General features: G+C 61.0%; 4 protein-coding genes and 1 pseudogene. 1 reads left to right on the top strand and 4 read right to left on the bottom strand.

Annotation, left to right across the window (positions count from 1 at the left end; all coding sequences use genetic code 11):
* Positions 1 to 257: pseudogene (locus MOV74_RS34695) on the bottom strand (dienelactone hydrolase family protein); the annotation flags it as partial.
* Positions 258 to 450: 193 nt separating this feature from the next.
* Here MOV74_RS34695 and MOV74_RS34690 point away from each other — a divergent pair.
* Entirely contained in the window at positions 451 to 681 is a 231-nt protein-coding gene (locus MOV74_RS34690) for a DUF2093 domain-containing protein (protein WP_246931492.1), read from the top strand.
* Positions 682 to 811: 130 nt separating this feature from the next.
* Here MOV74_RS34690 and MOV74_RS34685 read toward each other — a convergent pair whose 3' ends face one another.
* From MOV74_RS34685 to MOV74_RS34675, 3 genes are all read right to left on the bottom strand, one after another.
* Positions 812 to 1,114 (bottom strand): hypothetical protein, encoded by a 303-nt coding sequence (locus tag MOV74_RS34685; RefSeq protein ID WP_246931490.1) that lies wholly within the window; start codon positions 1,112 to 1,114, stop codon positions 812 to 814.
* 1,062 nt (positions 1,115 to 2,176) lie between these two features.
* Positions 2,177 to 2,512: a GYD domain-containing protein gene (locus MOV74_RS34680; protein WP_246931488.1), complete on the bottom strand. Its 336-nt coding sequence runs from the start codon at positions 2,510 to 2,512 to the stop codon at positions 2,177 to 2,179.
* 259 nt (positions 2,513 to 2,771) lie between these two features.
* Positions 2,772 to 3,132 (bottom strand): tetraacyldisaccharide 4'-kinase (locus tag MOV74_RS34675; RefSeq protein ID WP_246931486.1); only part of this gene is annotated, 361 nt, incomplete at its 5' end.

The raw sequence follows: 3,132 nt of genomic DNA, 5'->3' as shown, positions 1-3,132 counted from the left end.
AGCACGGCATTGCCCGCCCTGAGCAGGCGCTCGGCCCAGTCGCGATAGCGCGCCAGCACGGGATCGGAATGGCCACTGAGCCCGCCGCAACCATGCAGCGCGATCACGGTCGGAAACGGGCCTGCGCCCTCGGGCTTGTAGAGCTGCGCATGGAGGACGCCCGACGCCAGCGGAATGTCGACCGGTTGCGGCGCCGGCGCGGCGCGCGCGGCCGACATCAGCAACGTCAGGAACAGAGTGGTTAATCGAAGGCGCATCGGACTCTGCCGTAGGTGGTACCGGAACCAGCGACCCTTCGCGCAAGCACTATCACGCGGAAACGGCGGCAAAACATCACAAACCGGTGGGTTTACCGGGCGGACAAGCCGCCCTATCTATGCTACATCCCGTCCACCACATCGTGCCCTCCAAGGTTTTCCGCGGAGAGGCCTTCCACGGAGACTTTCGACCGTGCTGAACAAGTTCGGCCCCTCGGGCCATGGCGAAGCGCAGGTGCAGTATCTCGACGGCGACTTCCGCGTGATCTCGCCGGGGACATTCGTGCGCTGTGCCATCACCGACACGCGGATTCCGCTGGACGAGCTGAAGTACTGGAGCGTGGATCTGCAAGAGGCCTACGCTACCCCGGCCGCCGTGCTGCAGCGGCATTTTCCCGGTGCGCCGAAACCGCAGCAATCGTGATCCTTCGGCGCTCGTAGGGTGGGCAAAGGCGCAACGCGCCGTGCCCACCGTCTCACCATGACCGCGACGAGCAATGTGGGCACGCTTCGCTTTGCCCACCCTACAAGATCGAACTCTTGGCATGGTTCGGCTATTGGGGCTCGGTGCCATCGCCGCCCACGCAGGTCTTGACAAAACTCTTCCTGGATTCACCGACGACCTTCTGATCGATCGCCTGCTTCAGGCAATCGAGCCGTGCCTGCGCCAGGCAGAGCTGTAGCTGGTCGCGCTTGTCCTGCCCCTTCAAGCTTGCCGTCGTGGCAAGACACGTCACGCGTTTGGTCGCAGGAACCGGCACGGTGGTGGGAGCAGCGGACGGCGTCGTTTGTGCGGACACCGGCGCAATGATCAGACATACGAGGCTGGCGGCGACGAACGCAGACGGCAGTTTCATCGAATTCTCCCGATCGTCCGAGATCGATAGAAGTTTTGCGATGAATGTCGCCTGAATGGCAGGCTCCGGCAGGACTTCGCCAAGCAGGATTGCCTCGCCGGGGCAACAGGATTGGTGCGCCTTCCACGCGGCAACGGGATGCAGACGTGGTCACGCGTGGCTGGCTGCGACTCTCACACTATGCTGACTTCCCTCGTGCCGATCCGCGTTGCATCGAAGAGTTCTTGCACTCCGAGGTAAGTCATTTCGCGCTGTGGTTGGAATTTTTGTTGCAGCTTGGCGCCCTTAAGTTGTTTGACGAAGTCTTGGTGAAACAGAGAGCTGCTATAGTGCGTGTTAGGTAATTGGCCCTGCTCTTTTATCGCACAGACAATCAAGTCAACCAAACGGCCATCGAGCTTTGGAATTGGCGCAGTCTGTGAACGGGCTCATATCGAAGAGCCATTGACGGGCTATGATCACCTCAAGAAATTCGCGGCGGCATATCTGTAAATCGAAAGTCAACGATGGGGGTGATCATGCCCACCATACTAGACATGCTCTATCGTGAATATTGCCGCGCCCGCCTCGCTGAAATGCGCAAGCAGCTTCTGATCGCAGTCGAACGTTCTGAAGCTCTCGAAGCGCATCATCATCCCGCGGTCCAGGGTGACGATAGTAGGATAGACGCGCAGCACAAGTCCGACCGGGGCGCACCGAATTGAAACCGCCCAGGACCGGCGATCTCTCCCGCGTAGCAGTGACCAGGCAATTGGCAACAGTTTGGGAGGAAGAAGCGATGAACACACCCGAATCTTATACCGTCATGGTCGCCTGCGTCTCGTGCCTGACCATCATCGGATTAATGGCCGTCGGGGCGTGGTGAACATGACCGACTGCTGAACCGCGATCGCGGACGGTTACCAGGTCCGCCAGCAGCGACAGACGAACGCAGCACGCGCCGTTTTTCCATTGTCGGCCAATAGACGCCGGAAAGTCTTCTCGGTCTGCAGACGTGATTGTTTCGTGATGTCAGCGTCGCCGCCGCTTGGTGCTGCGGCGGCTCCGCTTCAAATCCGGATGTCAGCTTCCAGGCGGGGTATACGAAGAGCGCAGCTTGGCCGCGTTCTGGCGGACCTGCTTGATCTCATCCTGCGTGAACAACCGAGTGAGTTTCACGTTCTGCAGGGTGCCCGCCGAGACGGTCAGGCCAGAGATGGCCGGAGCCGCGCCGGGATCAGGCACATCGAAAATCACCAAAACGCCAGGACCGTCGGCCGCAACACTGTACATCGAGATCAGCCTTCCGCCGGCCGCCTCGATGAGTTTTCTGGCCGCCTCCTGACGATCGGTCGTGGGGTTTTCCAAAATGGCGTTGAGAGAGCGTGGTGTGTATTGGCCGGTGAGGCAAAAATGCATGGCATGTTCTCCTCTGATCTTTTGGCAATAACTCTCCGTGCCGTCCCGAACTGGTCGCTACGGCCGCTGCGCCTGACATGATGAAGATGCGTTGCCCGCCGTGGGCACTAACGCCGTCGATGATTGCCGGGAGTTCGGCACGTCCCGGTGACGGCTCTCATCGAAGGCTACATCAACTCCCGAACGCGCGGAAGAGGATTCGCCGGTCGCGACACTCTGCTTTTCAGACTACGGCAGAGACGTTGCCTTATGTTCGAGATCAACGCGTGTTGAACCGCCGCTCGCGCGCCTTGTACAGATGATCGCTGATCAATTGCCGGAGCTTTGCCGGCTCATCGAATTCGAGCTCGACGGCGAACGGCACGATGTCATCAGGCACGCCCTCGCTGCCGCGCAGGCGTGCGAGGTCCTTTTCCGTCGTCACCAGCGTGAGCTGCTCGCGCAGGGCGTCCGCCGCAAGCGCTGCGATTTCCTCGCGCGAGAACATGTGGTGGTCGGCGAACGGACGCGTGCGCGCGACGTCGATGCCGCCGGCACGCAAGCTGCGGAAGAAGCGCTCGGGATCGCCGATGCCGGCGAAGGCGAGAACCCGCTTGCCGAACAGCTGCGCGAGCGAGGCC

It is taken from the genome of Bradyrhizobium sp. SHOUNA76, from assembly GCF_023006445.1.
Lineage (GTDB): Bacteria > Pseudomonadota > Alphaproteobacteria > Rhizobiales > Xanthobacteraceae > Bradyrhizobium.
The sequence above is the reverse complement of the archived record's forward strand: the minus strand, read 5'-3'. Positions and strand labels throughout refer to the sequence as shown.